17 protein-coding genes are annotated in these 15,904 nt (G+C 52.2%); 12 read left to right on the forward strand and 5 right to left on the reverse strand.

Annotated features, from left to right (window positions below; genetic code table 11):
- The first annotated feature begins 2 nt into the window (after positions 1-2).
- The gene (gene hcr, locus C2U43_RS16900) at positions 3-971 is read left to right on the forward strand and encodes an NADH oxidoreductase (protein WP_103285534.1); all 969 of its coding nucleotides are present in this window, start codon (positions 3-5) and stop codon (positions 969-971) included.
- Between the two features lie 179 nt (positions 972-1,150).
- A complete protein-coding gene (locus C2U43_RS16905) occupies positions 1,151-2,764 on the forward strand; it encodes an FAD-NAD(P)-binding protein (RefSeq protein ID WP_103285535.1) in 1,614 nt (537 codons plus the stop codon).
- 74 nt (positions 2,765-2,838) lie between these two features.
- Here the strand turns inward: C2U43_RS16905 and C2U43_RS16910 are convergent, their stop codons facing one another.
- Positions 2,839-3,273 carry a DoxX family protein gene (locus C2U43_RS16910; RefSeq protein ID WP_003834302.1) on the reverse strand — a complete coding sequence of 145 codons (435 nt, stop codon included), beginning with the start codon at positions 3,271-3,273 and terminating at the stop codon, positions 2,839-2,841.
- A gap of 153 nt (positions 3,274-3,426) precedes the next feature.
- On the opposite strand from C2U43_RS16910, the gene poxB reads away from it, so the two are divergent.
- The 4 genes from poxB to C2U43_RS16930 all read left to right on the forward strand — a co-directional run bounded on the left by poxB (position 3,427) and on the right by C2U43_RS16930 (position 8,854).
- Positions 3,427-5,145, forward strand: a complete 1,719-nt coding sequence (gene poxB, locus C2U43_RS16915) for a ubiquinone-dependent pyruvate dehydrogenase (protein WP_032943955.1) — start codon at positions 3,427-3,429, stop codon at positions 5,143-5,145.
- A gap of 155 nt (positions 5,146-5,300) precedes the next feature.
- Positions 5,301-6,302 (forward strand): low-specificity L-threonine aldolase, encoded by a 1,002-nt coding sequence (ltaE, locus tag C2U43_RS16920; protein ID WP_048234951.1) that lies wholly within the window; start codon positions 5,301-5,303, stop codon positions 6,300-6,302.
- Positions 6,303-6,312: 10 nt separating this feature from the next.
- A complete protein-coding gene (locus tag C2U43_RS16925) occupies positions 6,313-7,743 on the forward strand; it encodes an SDR family oxidoreductase (RefSeq protein ID WP_048216410.1) in 1,431 nt (476 codons plus the stop codon).
- Positions 7,744-7,840: 97 nt separating this feature from the next.
- The gene (locus C2U43_RS16930; RefSeq protein ID WP_003834312.1) at positions 7,841-8,854 is read left to right on the forward strand and encodes an NAD-dependent epimerase/dehydratase family protein; all 1,014 of its coding nucleotides are present in this window, start codon (positions 7,841-7,843) and stop codon (positions 8,852-8,854) included.
- Positions 8,855-8,954: 100 nt separating this feature from the next.
- On the opposite strand, the gene C2U43_RS16935 is transcribed toward C2U43_RS16930, so the two are convergent.
- The 4 genes from C2U43_RS16935 to cspG form a co-directional block, all read right to left on the reverse strand.
- Positions 8,955-9,785, reverse strand: a complete 831-nt coding sequence (locus C2U43_RS16935; RefSeq protein WP_032943958.1) for an N-acetylmuramoyl-L-alanine amidase — start codon at positions 9,783-9,785, stop codon at positions 8,955-8,957.
- The gene (locus C2U43_RS16940; protein WP_001160725.1) at positions 9,782-10,105 is read right to left on the reverse strand and encodes a heavy metal-binding domain-containing protein; all 324 of its coding nucleotides are present in this window, start codon (positions 10,103-10,105) and stop codon (positions 9,782-9,784) included. The genes C2U43_RS16935 and C2U43_RS16940 overlap by 4 nt, the downstream gene beginning before the upstream one ends.
- Positions 10,106-10,309: 204 nt before the next feature.
- Complete coding sequence (gene ymcF / locus C2U43_RS16945) at positions 10,310-10,498, reverse strand: cold shock small protein YmcF (protein WP_071692589.1); 189 nt, start codon at positions 10,496-10,498, stop codon at positions 10,310-10,312.
- 10 nt (positions 10,499-10,508) lie between these two features.
- Complete coding sequence (cspG, locus tag C2U43_RS16950; protein WP_103285536.1) at positions 10,509-10,721, reverse strand: cold shock protein CspG; 213 nt, start codon at positions 10,719-10,721, stop codon at positions 10,509-10,511.
- A 520-nt stretch (positions 10,722-11,241) separates the two neighbouring features.
- Between cspG and C2U43_RS16955 the strand changes: the two genes are divergently transcribed.
- The 6 genes from C2U43_RS16955 to artJ all read left to right on the forward strand — a co-directional run bounded on the left by C2U43_RS16955 (position 11,242) and on the right by artJ (position 15,843).
- Positions 11,242-11,757 carry a lipoprotein gene (locus tag C2U43_RS16955; protein ID WP_003834409.1) on the forward strand — a complete coding sequence of 172 codons (516 nt, stop codon included), beginning with the start codon at positions 11,242-11,244 and terminating at the stop codon, positions 11,755-11,757.
- Positions 11,758-11,982: 225 nt separating this feature from the next.
- A complete protein-coding gene (gene artP, locus C2U43_RS16960) occupies positions 11,983-12,711 on the forward strand; it encodes an arginine ABC transporter ATP-binding protein ArtP (protein ID WP_003027295.1) in 729 nt (242 codons plus the stop codon).
- A 16-nt stretch (positions 12,712-12,727) separates the two neighbouring features.
- Positions 12,728-13,459, forward strand: a complete 732-nt coding sequence (gene artI / locus C2U43_RS16965) for an arginine ABC transporter substrate-binding protein ArtI (protein ID WP_003027298.1) — start codon at positions 12,728-12,730, stop codon at positions 13,457-13,459.
- A 6-nt stretch (positions 13,460-13,465) separates the two neighbouring features.
- Complete coding sequence (gene artQ, locus C2U43_RS16970; RefSeq protein ID WP_003027301.1) at positions 13,466-14,182, forward strand: arginine ABC transporter permease ArtQ; 717 nt, start codon at positions 13,466-13,468, stop codon at positions 14,180-14,182.
- Complete coding sequence (gene artM, locus C2U43_RS16975; protein ID WP_003840185.1) at positions 14,182-14,850, forward strand: arginine ABC transporter permease ArtM; 669 nt, start codon at positions 14,182-14,184, stop codon at positions 14,848-14,850. Before artQ ends, artM begins: the two co-directional genes overlap by 1 nt.
- Positions 14,851-15,111: 261 nt before the next feature.
- Positions 15,112-15,843, forward strand: coding sequence for an arginine ABC transporter substrate-binding protein ArtJ (gene artJ / locus C2U43_RS16980; RefSeq protein ID WP_003027308.1), 732 nt, complete (start codon positions 15,112-15,114; stop codon positions 15,841-15,843).
- Positions 15,844-15,904: the final 61 nt, after the last annotated feature.

Below are 15,904 nucleotides of genomic sequence, written 5' to 3' on the forward strand. Positions count from 1 at the left end.
GAATGACAATGCCAACTCATCAGTGCCCATGGCGGATGCAGGTTCACCACATCCATCAGGAAACGCCGGATGTATGGACAATTTCGTTGCTATGCCACGATTATTATCCTTACCGCGCCGGGCAGTATGCACTGGTCAGCGTACGTAATTCAGCGGATACGCTGCGTGCTTACACCATTTCTTCAACGCCGGGCGTTAGCGAGTACATCACGTTGACCATCCGCCGGATTGACGATGGCGCAGGTTCACAGTGGCTAACCCGCGACGTGAAGCGCGGCGACTATATCTGGCTGTCGGATGCAATGGGTGAGTTCACCTGTGAAGATAAAGCTGAAGACAAGTTCCTGATGCTGGCCGCCGGCTGTGGTGTTACGCCAATCATGTCAATGCGTCGCTGGTTGGCAAAGTACCGCCCACAAGCGGATGTACAGGTAATCTTTAACGTTCGCTCGCCGCAAGATGTCATTTTTGCCGACGAGTGGCGCGAATATCCGGTGACATTAGTTGCTGAAAACAATGCCACAGAAGGTTTTGTTTCCGGCCGACTGACGACCGAACTGCTGAAAAGCGTACCGGATCTGACCTCGCGTACCGTGATGACCTGTGGCCCGGCACCGTATATGGATCTGGTCGAGAAAGAAGTCAAAGCGCTGGGTGTGACGCACTTCTTTAAAGAGCAGTTCTTCACACCTGTTGCCGAAGCCGCCACCAGTGGCCTGAAGTTTACCAAGCTACAGCCGGCGAAAGAGTTCTACGCGCCAGTGGGCAGTACGCTGCTGGAAGCGCTGGAAAGCAACAAGGTTCCGGTTGTCGCCGCATGCCGTGCAGGTGTTTGCGGCTGCTGCAAAACCAAAGTGGTTGACGGTAACTACACGGTCAGCAGCACCATGACGCTGACCGACGCAGAAATCGCTGAAGGTTATGTGCTGGCTTGTTCCTGTCATCCGCAGGGTGATTTAGTGCTGGCGTAATTGGCCGGTATCTGATGTGCAAAAGGCCGCCTGGCTGTACCGGGTGGCCTTTTTTTATGCTGTCAGGCGTTGCAAAATTCTGATGTTTTCACTCTCCCCGCAAATTATCGACCACACTTACCCTGCGCAGATTAAACATAATCCCCGACTAACACGTCGAACTTTCTACAAGGATCCCCATGAAAAAAGTGGCCATTGTCGGCGTCGGTCCCACCGGGATTTATACGTTTCATGCCCTGGTTGAGCGCGGTGAACCGCTGGAAATAGAGCTTTACGAGCAAGCTGAAGAGGCGGGCGTTGGCATGCCTTACAATAGCGACAACAACGCAGACCACATGCTGGCAAATATAGCCAGCATTGAGATCCCACCGATCTATATCAGCTATCTGACGTGGCTACAAAATCAAAGTGATGACTATCTGGCCCAGTTTCAGATTGAACGCGCGTCTTTGCATGAGCGGCAATTTTTGCCCCGCGTGATCCTCGGCGACTATTATCGCGATCGTTTTTTAGCCATTGTCGAGAAAGCGCAACAAGCCGGTTTCACGATTCGCGTACATGAATCAAGCGAAGTCACCGACCTGCAAGCGACCCCGAATGGGGTCTCTGTGTGGACCAACTGCGTATCACAACCCGTTGAGGTGGATTTCGCCGCTATCGCCACTGGTCATCTGTGGCCTGAAACGGATGCTCAGGCATACAAATTTTTCCCCAGTCCATGGACCGGTCTGATGGACGCGCAGATTGGTGCTTGCCGGGTAGGGATTCTGGGCACCTCGTTAAGCGCTATAGACGCCGCGATGGCTGTGGCCAGTCAGCATGGCACCTTCACTACCAATACCGACCATTCACTGCAATTCACACCTAAATCCGACAGTCAAAACCTGAAACTGACCCTGATGTCGCGCAGCGGGGTACTGCCTGAAGCGGATTTTTACTGCCCCCTTCCGTATGAATCGCTGAATATCGCGACGCCAGAAGCGATTGAAGATGCCATTGCCCATGGCCAAAACGGATTACTGGACTGCATCTTTCAGCTTATGGCGCAACAACTGCAAGACGCAGCGCCAGGCTGGTGCCAACAGGTGGCGCTTGCGACGCTTAACGCCGACACGTTCCCCGAGGCCTATTTCGCCGACAGGCTCAGGCATGACCCTTTTGACTGGGCGAGACGTAACCTGGTAGAAGTTGAGCGCAACAAGCAGAAACAACATACCGTCGCCTGGCGCTATACCTTGCTGCGCCTGCACGAGGTTATCGAGGAGATAGTCCCTCATCTTGATACCCGCGACGAAAAACGTTTCAGGCGCGGACTGGCGCGGGTATTTATTGATAACTATGCGGCAATCCCGTCAGAGTCAGTTCGCCGACTGCTGGCGCTGCACGAAGCCGGGCTGATTGAGATCCTCGCGCTCGGCACAGATTATGAGCGCATGAATGAACAGGAAATGACGGTAATTTCCCACCACGGTCAGCGCTGCGAATTTGATGTGTTTATTGACGCCCGAGGACAACGGGCATTGCAGAGCAAAGATATCCCGTTCCCAACACTACGCGATCAACTGCTGGCCTGTGGCGATGAGATCCCGGATATCGGCGAAGATTACACGCTGCAAGCGCCGGAAAACGCCCGCAATCGCATCGCTTTTGGCGGGCTGCCGTGGTTGATGCACGATCGTCCGTTTATTCAGGGACTGGTGGTCAGCGCTGAAATAGGCGCCGCGATGGCAAGGGCATTGACGCAGCGAGCGCTGAGACGTCGGCACAAACTATGGAACAGTGACGACATATAGATTAGCGACAAATTGAACGACGAGGCGGAGCAATGCTACGCTTTCCCGCCTCGGTATTGACTCTCAGATGGTAACTATCGCCAGGCAGAATTCCCGGCAACGGAGTAACGCCCCGCTCCCAAAAACGCCACGGCCAGCGCGCCGATAAAGAAATAAACCAGACTTTCAATCGCCCATGCACCGGTTTTATCCAGTGTCCAGGTTTCCCCCATCCCGACCATCAGCCATGCCACAACCATCGTAAACGCCAGCCCTAACGCCGCCGGACGCGTCAGGATGCCAAGAATAATCAGGCACGGTGCCACAACCTCTCCCAACAGAACGCCATACGCAATAAAGCCTGGGAAACCTTTCGCTATCAACATACCGCTGATGCCATCAATACCCGCAAAGAGTTTATGCAGCCCATGAAACAGCATCAGCCCACCGACGGCAAAGCGTAACAATAACTTGCCAAAATCTTCGTGAGTCAGTACTCGGTTAACTGAATTTAATAGTTTTATAACCATTTGAATTTATTCCTTGTTTCACCATGTCCAATAACAAACTACGCTTAATACAGGTTAAATGAAACCTGCCGGAAATAAGGGGGAAATGAGAAGCATAACTATTATCTTCATCTAAACTTGTAACCGGTATCACATTAGAGGAGAAGGAAAACCATGAAACAAACGGTTGCCGCTTTTATTGCTAAAACACTCGAACAGGCTGGTGTAAAACGCATTTGGGGTGTAACGGGTGACTCACTTAATGGTCTGAGTGACAGTCTGAATCGTATGGGAACAATTGACTGGATGCCAACCCGTCATGAAGAGGTTGCAGCCTTCGCTGCGGGCGCTGAGGCGCAGTTGACGGGCGAACTGGCCGTCTGCGCAGGCTCGTGCGGGCCAGGCAACCTGCACCTGATCAACGGGCTGTTTGATTGTCACCGTAACCACGTCCCGGTACTGGCAATCGCCGCGCATATTCCCTCCAGTGAAATAGGCAGCGGTTATTTTCAGGAGACCCACCCGCAAGAGTTGTTCCGCGAATGTAGCCACTATTGCGAGCTGGTTTCCAGCCCAGAACAAATCCCACAGGTGCTGGCAATTGCCATGCGTAAAGCCGTATTAAATCGTGGCGTCTCGGTGGTGGTTTTACCCGGTGACGTGGCGCTAAAACCTGCACCTGAAAGCGCCACCACGCACTGGTATCATGCGCCGCTCCCGGTGGTGACTCCACAAGAAGAAGAGCTGAGAAAACTGGCGCAACTGCTGCGCTACTCCAGCAATATCGCCCTGATGTGCGGTAGTGGCTGTGCCGGTGCGCATAAAGAACTGGTTGAGTTTGCGGCTAAAATCAAAGCGCCGATTGTTCACGCCCTGCGTGGTAAAGAGCATGTTGAGTACGATAACCCCTATGATGTGGGTATGACCGGGCTGATTGGCTTTTCATCCGGCTTCCATACCATGATGAATGCCGACACACTTATCCTGCTTGGCACCCAGTTCCCCTATCGCCCGTTCTACCCCACCGACGCCAAAATTATTCAGATTGATATCAATCCGGCGAGCATTGGCGCGCACAGTAAAGTTGATATGGCGCTGGTAGGCGATATTAAATCTACGTTACGTGCCCTACTGCCGCTGGTGGAGGAAAAAACCGAGCGGCAGTTCCTGGACAAAGCGCTGGAGCACTATCGCGAGGCGCGCAAAGGGCTGGATGATTTAGCCAAACCCAGCGATAAAGCCATTCACCCGCAGTATCTGGCGCAACAGATCAGCCACTTTGCCGCTGACGATGCCATCTTTACCTGCGACGTTGGTACGCCAACGGTGTGGGCAGCACGCTATCTGAAAATGAACGGCAAACGTCGCCTGCTCGGATCGTTTAACCACGGGTCGATGGCGAATGCCATGCCGCAGGCACTCGGCGCACAAGCCACAGAACCAGGACGCCAGGTTGTGGCAATGTGCGGTGACGGCGGCTTTAGCATGCTGATGGGAGATTTTCTGTCGGTTGTCCAGATGAAGCTGCCGGTGAAGATTATTGTCTTCAACAACAGCGTACTGGGATTTGTCGCAATGGAGATGAAAGCGGGCGGTTATCTGACCGACGGCACCGAACTGCACGACACCAACTTCGCACGGATTGCCGAAGCCTGTGGCATTACAGGCATTCGCGTGGAAAAATCCTCAGAGGTTGATGAAGCGCTACAAAGGGCGATGTCGATTGACGGCCCGGTGCTGGTCGATGTGGTCGTGGCGAAAGAAGAGCTGGCGATCCCGCCGCAGATCAAACTCGAACAGGCCAAAGGTTTTAGCCTGTATATGCTGCGTGCAATCATCAGTGGACGCGGTGATGAAGTGATCGAACTGGCGAAAACGAACTGGCTCAGGTAAAACATCCTTATTAAATCACACACAAAATCATTCATGATGCATCAAGGCGGCTAGCCCGAAAATCCCCAGGAGCATAGGTATACTATGTGACTGGGGTTTAAGGGTGCGGCCAACGCCGAAGCAGCCTGAAGGATGAAGTGTAATAAGGAGACACCATGATTGATTTACGCAGTGATACCGTCACCCGGCCGAGTCGCGCCATGCTGGAAGAGATGATGGCAGCCCCGGTCGGGGATGACGTGTATGGAGACGACCCTACCGTTAACGCCCTCCAGCAATACGCCGCAGAACTTTCTGGTAAAGAAGCCGCTATTTTCTTACCTACCGGTACTCAGGCTAACCTGGTGGCGCTGCTCAGCCATTGTCAGCGTGGCGAAGAGTACATTGCCGGCCAGGGCGCGCATAACTATCTCTACGAAGCAGGTGGCGCAGCGGTGCTCGGTAGCATTCAACCGCAACCTATCGACGCCGCACCGGATGGCTCCCTGCCTCTGGACAAAGTAGCTGCAAAAATCAAAGTGGACGATATCCATTTTGCCCGCACCCGCTTGCTCAGCCTGGAAAATACCCACAACGGCAAAGTGCTGCCGCGCGAGTATCTGAAAGACGCCTGGGAATTCACCCGTGAGCGTAATCTTGCCCTGCACGTCGACGGCGCACGTATTTTTAACGCCATCGTCGCCTACGGCTGTGAACTTAAAGATGTCACGCAATACTGTGATTCGTTCACCATTTGCCTCTCCAAAGGCCTCGGTACCCCCGTTGGTTCACTGCTGGTCGGCAGCCACGAGTACATCAAACGCGCTATTCGCTGGCGCAAAATGACCGGCGGCGGAATGCGTCAGGCCGGTATTCTGGCAGCGGCCGGGCTGTATGCGCTGAAAAATAACGTGGCGCGGTTACAGGAAGATCATGACAACGCCGCCTGGATGGCGGAGCAGCTGCGCGAAGCAGGGGCGGACGTCATGCGCCACGACACCAACATGCTGTTTGTTCGCGTTGGCGAAGAGCACGCTACCGCGCTGGGCGAGTATATGAAAGCGCAAGGTGTGCTGATTAACGCCTCCCCGATTGTGCGCCTGGTGATGCACCTGGACGTATCACGTGAACAACTTGCTGAAGTCGTCGCCCACTGGCGCGCTTTTTTAACCCAATAAGGAGATGGGCGTGCCGCAACGGATTTTGGTTCTTGGCGCCAGTGGCTACATTGGTCAGCATTTGGTACAGGCGCTCAGTCAGCAAGGGCACCAGGTGTTGGCTGCGGCACGTCGCATTGAACGGCTGGAAAAGCAGCAACTGGCCAATGTCAGTTGCCACAAGGTCGATTTGAATTGGCCAGATAACCTCACCCCGCTGCTGACGGGTGTTGATACGGTTTATTATCTGGTTCATGGTATGGGCGAAGGCGGTGATTTTATCGCCCACGAACGTCAGGTCGCGATGAACGTGCGCGATGCGCTGCGTAATACGCCAGTTAAACAGCTTATTTTCCTGAGCTCATTGCAGGCTCCCCGGCATGAACAATCCGATCATCTGCGTGCGCGACAGATAACCGCAGACACCCTGCGCGAGTCAGGCGTGCCAATGACGGAATTGCGCGCGGGCATTATCGTGGGGGCTGGTTCCGCTGCTTTTGAAGTCATGCGCGATATGGTTTATAACCTGCCGGTTCTCACCCCTCCACGCTGGGTACGCTCGCGTACCACGCCTATCGCGCTGGAGAATTTAATGTACTATCTGGTGGCATTGTTGGAAAATCCCACACCACATCACCGCGTCCTCGAAGCCGCCGGGCCGCAGGTGTTGAGCTATCAGGAACAGTTCGAGCATTTTATGGCGGTCAGCGGTAAACATCGCCTGCTCATCCCCATCCCCTTCCCTACCCGCTGGATTTCGGTCTGGTTTTTGAACGTCATTACGTCAGTGCCGCCAACCACGGCCAAAGCGCTGATCCAGGGCTTAAAACACGACCTGCTGGCCGATGACACCGAATTACGTGCGCTGATCCCACAAAAACTGATTGCCTTTGATGACGCGGTGCGCAGCACGTTGAAGGAAGAAGAGAAGCTGGTCAACTCCAGCGACTGGGGTTACGACGCACAGGCGTTTGCCCGCTGGCGTCCAGAATATGGCTATTTCGCCAAACAAGCTGGCTTTAGCGTTGAAACCTCTGCCAGCACAAAAGCGCTGTGGCAGGTTGTGAATCGACTCGGCGGCAAAGAAGGCTATTTCTTTGGCAATATTCTATGGAAGACGCGCGCGGCGTTGGACCTGCTGGTCGGCCATAAGCTGGCAAAAGGTCGTCCCGAACACCCACTATTGCAAGTTGGCGACACCGTTGATAGCTGGAAAGTCATCATCGTTGAGCCGGAGAAACAGCTGACGCTGCTGTTTGGAATGAAAGCGCCGGGACTGGGTCGTCTGAGCTTCACACTGGAAGATAAAGGTGACCACCGACGCATTGATGTACGCGCGTGGTGGCATCCGCACGGTATGCCTGGCCTCTTCTACTGGCTGTTGATGATCCCCGCCCACCTGTTCATTTTCAGGGGGATGGCGAAGCGTATAGCCAAACTTGCAGAACAAATCACAGACTAATGATAAAAAGAGCCTGTATTCTTTCATGTTTCCCATTGCATACAGGCGTAATTCACGGAAGAATGCGCACGACGTTTTTTAAACACAGTGGATTGATATGAAGGTACTGGTTACCGGAGCCACCAGCGGCTTGGGCCGAAACGCGGTTGAGTTTTTATGCAGCAAAGGCGTCAGCGTCAGAGCCACCGGTCGCAACGAAGCGATGGGCAAGCTGCTGGAGAAAATGGGCGCAGAATTTGTGCATGCGGATTTGACCGAGCTGGTTTCTTCGCAGGCAAAAGTGATGCTGGCCGGCATTGACACGCTGTGGCACTGCTCCAGTTTCACCTCTCCATGGGGAACTCAGGAAGCTTTTGATCTGGCCAACGTTCGTGCTACCCGCCGTCTGGGCGAGTGGGCCGTAGCCTGGGGCGTACGTAACTTTATTCATATCTCCTCTCCGTCGCTGTATTTTGATTATCACCATCATCGCGATATCAAAGAAGACTTCCGTCCCCATCGCTTCGCCAACGAATTCGCCCGCAGCAAAGCGGCTGGTGAAGAGGTGATTGCGCTGCTCGCCCAGGCTAACCCGCAGACTCGCTTTACTGTCTTGCGCCCACAAAGCTTGTTCGGACCTCACGATAAAGTCTTTATTCCCCGCCTCGCCCATATGATGTACCACTACGGCAGCATCCTGTTGCCGCATGGCGGGAGTGCGCTGGTGGATATGACCTATTACGAGAACGCAGTTCACGCGATGTGGCTGGCGAGTCAGGAAGCCTGCGATAAGCTGCCGTCGGGTCGCGCGTACAATATAACCAACGGTGAACATCGCACCCTGCGCAGTATTGTGCAGAAACTTATCGACGAGCTGAATATTGATTGCCGTATCCGTTCCGTGCCCTACCCGATGCTGGACATGATTGCCCGCAGCATGGAACGCTTAGGCAATAAATCGGCGAAAGAGCCAAAGCTTACGCATTACGGCGTTTCGAAGCTGAATTTTGACTTTACGCTGGATACCAGCCGCGCCCAGGAAGAGTTAGGTTATCAGCCAGTTGTGACGCTGGATGAAGGGATTGAGCGTACCGCGGCCTGGCTGCGCGACCACGGTAAGCTGCCGCGTTAGGCTGATAGCCTTTGCAGGGTGGCGGCACAAGCGCCACAAAATCCTGCCAAATTAACCGTAGGCCTGATAAGCGAAGCGCCATCAGGCATTGGTGTCTGCGTTAACCCTGCCCGTATTTCTCCAGTAACGCTTCAGCAATCGCCTGCGTTTCAGCGTCCGCCACGCCATTCCACAACGTCGGGCGGAAGTGCATCTGGAACGCCATAATCACCCGCTGCTGTTCACGCGGCGTCATCTCAGGTTTTACCTCATAACCATAGCGTGACAGCAGATCGAGCAATGACGCGGTTTCTACCGGCGTATGGGGCGCTCGTCCAGCGAGATAAAATGCCACACGCTGAGCATCCGGCCATGCGCCAATGCCCTGAGCGGCCAGTGCTTGCCACGGAAACAGCGGACCGGGATCGTCCTTACGCTGCGGCGCAATGTCTGCATGAGCCACCACGTTTTGCGGTTTTATGTCGTAGCGGGCGATGATATCTTTCGCCAATGGGATTAACGCCTGAATCTGCGCGGGCTCAAACGGCGCAAAATACTTGCTGCCCGCTGATTTTTGCCAGCCGCGGTTTTCCAGCTCAATACCAATTGAGGTATCGTTAATACGCGTAGCGCCGCGCCAGAAGCTAATCCCCGCATGCCAGGCCAGATCTTTTTCCGGCACCAGTTGCCAGATACGCGGTTTACCATGGTAAAGCGGCGGCACTGCGGGGATCAAATAGTGTGAACTGACGTTTTTATCGGTCAGCGTAGCCAGGGAAGAGTCAAAATCATCGGCCGTGTAATGGATAACCAGTACTTTAATGCGCGGATAAGCAGCCTGGGCCTGACGGCGGGTATCTAACTGATACCCGTCTTTGTCGACAATCCCTTTTTCGCCAGCACATCCCACCAGCAACAGCGTAAATGCCAGCAGACACAACAGACGTTTCATCGGCGAGTTTTCACCGCGGTACCGCTGACGCTCACCATCAGCATGCTACCGTCTTTGCCTACGGTTTCGTAATCGATATCGATACCGACCACCGCATCAGCACCCAGCGCTTTCGCCTGTTCGCCCAGCTCCTGAAAAGCAATTTCACGCGCTTTACGCAATTCTTTTTCATACGCGCCGGAGCGTCCGCCGACAATATCACGAATACCGGCAAAAAAATCGCGGAAAATATTCGCGCCTAAAATGGCTTCACCGGTAACAACACCGCAGTACTCCACGATGCTCTGTCCTTCCAGCGTAGGGGTTGTCGAAAACTGCATGATTAATCTCCTTTTTGCGCCAAGAGCACAATCTCAAAAGCATTATAAAACCAATATACTATGACACTCAAAGGAAAGCCCGCCAAATAAAACTGCTATCGTTGTTGATGTGTAGCGGTTTCAGGTGGTGCGTTTTTTATTTTTATTTGACTGGCATGCCGCCAGAAATAAAAAAGCCCCCAGATGCTTGGGGGCCTGAAGTTATTATTTTCTAAAATCTAATGGCGCCTGGCCGGACTGAATGTACATTGCTACGTTATCAAATGTAATCATTTTTGATTTACAAAAAATACATTTTGCCCCGAACGGATTTCCCTCAGTAACATCAAAGGTTGATGTTCTGTATTGGGAACCATGGCAACATGGACAGCGAAAGTGAATATGATTAGTAATAATAGTTACCTCAAAGCGCCACAACATTAATTGCGGATGGACCTTTAGGTCCCTGCTCCACACCGAATTCGACTTTCTGGTTTTCATTCAGCGTCTTAAACTCATTACTTTGAATCGCTGAGAAATGGACAAAGACATCTTTGCTGCCATCTTCAGGCGTAATGAAGCCAAAACCTTTTTCAGGATTGAACCATTTAACTAAACCAGTCATTTTAGTAGACATATATTTATTCCTTAATTTGAGCCTTTCGGCAAGCTTGGTTTTTATGACAGAAACTTCGTAGTGCTTAATGAAGAGACTCAAAGAGGGGATAAACGGATTACACCTGAAAATGAGAACTGCTTGAGTAAACTACTTTGTATATCGTCTGTTATTCAAACCGACCGGATCATTAACGCACGGGCACCGAGATTAAGCAACTCTTATTTTAGCCATCCGGAGTCCCTTATAGCCAACAACACGGCATGAGTTTTGTTTAGCCAGGCGTAAAGCGCGGCAAATGGAACATGCAAATGCTCAGATGGTCTATACAGTATAAGAAGCATGAATGGCCGCCAACGCCCCGTTGCAGGTTGATATACTAAAGCTGAAGCTGGCAACGAGCGCCACCAACATGCTTCAGGTGGGGTGTCCGCGAATTTGCTTTAGCAAAAACAATGTGTTAATCGATCATACAATCTTTAGTGAGACCGAATTGTTCATCATAGAACACAATTAGTAGGAAGCTTATAAGGAAATCATTATGCGCTATTCGAAACTCTCTCTGCTGGTTCCATGTGCACTACTTCTCAGCGCCTGTACGACCGTGACGCCGGTCTATAAAGATAACGGCACGCGTAGTGGTTCATGCATAGAAGGTGGGCCAGACAGCGTGGCTCAACAATTCTATGATTACCGTATTCAGCATCGAAACAATGATATTACCGCCCTTCGTCCGTACCTGAGCGACAATCTGGCTAAACTGCTGACCGATGCCAGCCGTGATAATGCACACCGCGATCTGTTTAACAGCGATCCGTTCTCCAGTCGCGCTACGTTACCAGACAGCGCCAGTGTCGCCAGCGCATCGACTATTCCGAATAGTGATGCACGCAACATTCCACTGCGCGTAGAGCTGAAACAGGGTGACCAAAGCTGGCGTGATGAAGTGCTGATGATCCGTGAAGGTCAGTGCTGGGTCGTTGATGATGTACGCTATCTGGGCGGCAGCGTACACGCGCCAGCCGGGACGCTGCGCCAGTCAGTCGAAAACCGCTAACCGCCCCATTCACCCGCTTAAATCATAACCCCCATAAATTGTCTGGCATTCTGCATAGAATGCCGACATTTATTCTTGCCCACTGGTGGCCCCGCTATTTTGTGCTATGTTTAGAGAAGAATGCGGTTTGCATTTAACTTTTAACGCATAAATATTGCATAACTATTCTGTCAAAGGTAGTATCTGCGGCTTCAATAGCTATCAGACTGCCAGTATCGAGTGTCAATGAGTATTCAATTAAACGGCATTAACTGCTTCTACGGCGCACATCAGGCGCTGTTCGATATCACGCTGGATTGCCCTCAGGGTGAAACACTGGTGTTACTTGGCCCAAGTGGAGCCGGGAAAAGCTCGCTGCTGCGCGTACTCAACCTGCTTGAGATGCCGCGCTCGGGCACGCTCTCTATTGCAGGCAACCGTTTCGACTTCACGAAGACCCCGTCAGATAAAGCCATTCGGGATCTGCGTCAGAACGTAGGCATGGTCTTTCAACAATATAATCTCTGGCCGCATCTCACGGTTGTGCAGAACCTGATTGAAGCACCCTGCCGCGTACTGGGTCTGACAAAAGAGCAAGCGATGGCGCGCGCCGAGAAACTGCTGGAACGTCTGCGCCTCAAGCCTTACAGCGATCGTTACCCATTACATCTTTCCGGTGGCCAGCAACAGCGTGTAGCCATTGCCCGCGCGTTGATGATGGAGCCGCAGGTGCTGCTGTTTGATGAACCGACCGCCGCGCTTGACCCGGAAATTACCGCCCAAATCGTCAGTATCATTCGCGAACTGGCGGAAACCAACATTACTCAGGTGATCGTCACCCACGAAGTGGAAGTTGCACGTAAAACGGCCAGTCGTGTGGTGTATATGGAAAACGGTCATATCGTCGAGTTTGGGGATGCGAGCTGCTTTGCCAACCCGCAAACCGAAGCGTTTAAAAACTATCTTTCTCACTAAGATTCGGGACAATACAATGAAAAAAGTTCTGATTGCCGCGCTAATCGCAGGTTTTAGTCTTTCCGCTACCGCAGCCCAAACCATTCGTTTCGCCACCGAAGCGTCTTATCCTCCGTTTGAATCTATCGATGCGAATAACAAGATCGTAGGTTTTGACGTTGATCTGGCAAACGCGCTGTGTAAAGAGATTGACGCTACTTGTACCTTCACCAATCAGGCCTTCGACAGCCTGATTCCGAGCCTGAAGTTCCGTCGTTTTGACGCGGTAATGGCCGGTATGGACATCACCCCTGAGCGTGAAAAACAGGTGCTGTTCACCACCCCTTACTACGACAACTCTGCGCTGTTTGTGGGCCAGCAGGGTAAATACACCAGCATTGACCAGCTGAAAGGTAAAAAAGTCGGCGTTCAAAACGGTACCACGCACCAGAAATTCATCATGGATAAACATCCGGAAGTGACCACTGTGCCGTATGACAGCTACCAGAATGCCAAACTCGATCTGCAAAATGGTCGTATTGACGGCGTCTTTGGTGATACCGCAGTAGTAACCGAGTGGCTGAAAGACAATCCTAAGCTTGCCGCGGTTGGTGACAAAGTGACGGATAAAGATTACTTCGGTACCGGTCTGGGCATTGCTGTGCGCCAGGGCAATACCGAGCTGCAGCAGAAATTTAACGCTGCGCTGGAAAAAGTGAAGAAAGATGGGACTTACGAGACCATCTACAACAAATGGTTCCAGAAGTAATATTTGATGAATGAATTTTTTCCTTTAGCAAGCGCCGCCGGGATGACCGTCGGCCTTGCCGTTTGTGCGCTGATCATTGGCCTTGCGCTCGCCATGTTTTTTGCCGTCTGGGAGTCAGTAAAATGGCGCCCGGTGGCATGGGCGGGCTCGGCCCTGGTCACCATCCTGCGCGGTCTGCCAGAAATTCTGGTGGTTCTGTTTATCTATTTCGGCTCCTCACAGCTGCTGCTGACGCTGGCCGATGGCTTTACGATCAATCTCGGGTTTGTACAAATCCCGGTTCAGATGCAGATCGAAAACTTCGACGTCAGCCCGTTCCTGTGCGGTGTCATTGCACTGTCATTACTGTACGCCGCTTACGCATCACAAACGCTGCGTGGCGCGCTGAAGGCCGTGCCACTCGGACAATGGGAATCAGGTCAGGCGTTGGGTTTGTCTAAAGCCGCGATCTTCTTTCGTCTGGTGATGCCGCAAATGTGGCGTCATGCCTTACCGGGACTGGGTAACCAGTGGCTGGTATTGCTGAAAGATACCGCGCTGGTCAGCCTTATCAGCGTGAACGATCTGATGCTGCAAACGAAGAGTATTGCCACCCGTACCCAGGAGCCGTTTACCTGGTACATTGTGGCGGCCGCTATTTACCTGGTGATTACGCTGGTGAGTCAGTACATTCTCAAACGCATTGACCTGCGCGCGACACGTTTTGAGCGGAGACCAGGCTGATGCTTGAGTATTTACCTGAATTGTTGAAAGGGCTGCATACCAGCCTGACGCTGACGGTCGCCTCCATCGTGGTTGCTCTGGTGTTGGCGCTAATCTTCACCGTCATCCTTACGCTGAAAACGCCGGTGCTGGTGTGGCTGGTTCGCGCTTATATCACGCTGTTTACCGGTACACCGCTGCTGGTGCAAATCTTCCTGATCTACTACGGACCAGGACAGTTTCCGGCATTGCAAGAATATCCGGTACTGTGGCATCTGCTCTCTGAACCCTGGTTATGCGCCTTAATTGCGCTGTCGTTAAACAGTGCGGCCTACACTACGCAACTGTTTTACGGCGCTATCCGTGCAATCCCGGAAGGCCAGTGGCAGTCCTGCGGAGCGTTAGGGATGAGCAAAAAGGATACGCTGGCGATTCTGTTGCCGTACGCCTTTAAACGCGCCCTCTCCTCGTATTCCAACGAAGTGGTGCTGGTATTTAAAAGTACCTCACTGGCTTACACTATCACGCTGATGGAAGTCATGGGTTATAGCCAGCTGCTGTACGGTCGTACTTATGACGTTATGGTCTTCGGTGCGGCAGGTGTGATTTATCTGATCGTCAACGGTTTGCTGACGCTGATGATGCGCTTAATCGAACGTAAAGCGCTGGCGTTTGAACACCGGAATTAAGCATATGCCTGATGGCGCTACGCTTATCAGGCCTACGGTTCATGCACCTTTTGTAGGCCGGATAAGGTGCTAGCACCGCCATCCGGCAAATATGCATAAAGCAAAATAATGAAGACGGACAACAACCTAAATTGTCCGTCTTTTTTTATACTATAAAAAATATTTAATCATTTTTATTGCATACAAATTCATAAAATGGCATTGTTACTCCACGCCGCAGACACGGTAATAATCATAAGATTGACAGACGGGAGTTCCACCATGAAAAAGTTAGTACTGGCCGCATTACTTGCTACTTTCGCCGCTGGCGCCTCAGCTGCTGATAAAATTAGTTTCGGTGTATCAGCCACGTATCCGCCATTTGAATCACTGGACGCGAGCAATAAAATTGTCGGTTTTGACATCGACCTGGCAACGGCGCTGTGCAAACAAATGCAGGCAGAATGTACTTTCACCAATCACGCTTTCGACAGCCTGATCCCCGCGCTGAAATTCAAGAAATATGATGCGGTAATTTCCGGAATGGATATCACACCTGAGCGTAGCAAGCAGGTTGCATTTACTCAGCCTTACTATGCCAACTCCGCACTGGTGATTGCGAAAAAAGACACCTATAAAACCTTTGCCGACCTGAAAGGTAAGCGCATCGGTATGGAAAACGGCACCACCCATCAGAAATACCTGCAGGACAAACATCCTGAAGTGAAAACCGTGGCCTACGATAGCTATCAGAATGCGATTATCGACCTGAAAAATGGCCGTATTGATGGCGTATTTGGCGATACCGCTGTGGTTAACGAATGGCTGAAAACCAACCCGCAGTTAGGTGTAGCCACTGACAAAGTAACCGATCCGCAATACTTCGGTACTGGCCTTGGCATTGCGGTTCGCCCGGATAACAAAGCCCTGCTGGAAAAACTGAACAGCGCGCTGGCGGCAATCAAAGCTGACGGCACGTACCAGAAAATCAGCGATCAGTGGTTCCCGCAGTAACGTCTGCCCAATCTGAAAAGCCGCGCTCTGCGGCTTTTTTTATCTCTTCGCCTGCGCTTTC

Source organism: Citrobacter freundii complex sp. CFNIH9, from assembly GCF_002903305.1.
Lineage (GTDB): Bacteria > Pseudomonadota > Gammaproteobacteria > Enterobacterales > Enterobacteriaceae > Citrobacter > Citrobacter portucalensis.